Genomic DNA, 263 nt, shown 5'->3' on the forward strand with positions numbered 1-263 from the left:
CGGCGGGCGCCGCCTCCCGCCGGGTTTCGGGACGCTCGTCCAGATACCGGCGGGCGAACCAGCTGGGGCCGGTGCTCCGGCTGCGCCGGGGCGGTTCTATGTCCGCAACGATCAGCTCTTCATACAGGCCGGCCTCGGCCACCACACCCGTCCCCGGTGCAGCGATGAAGCTGTGGCCCGGCCCGCTCCAGGCCACCGCCTGTGCAGAAGCTCCCCGGCGGGCCAGTGCACGGAACCAGCCGTCCCGGCCGCCGCTGCCGCCG

General features: G+C 74.9%; 1 protein-coding gene. It reads right to left on the reverse strand.

Annotated features, from left to right (window positions below; genetic code table 11):
- The coding region (locus AC5RUJ_RS19070) for a hypothetical protein (protein ID WP_494156618.1) at positions 1-263 on the reverse strand (263 nt) is incomplete at both ends.

The sequence above is a fragment of the Arthrobacter sp. Y3223164 genome (genome assembly GCF_059091005.1).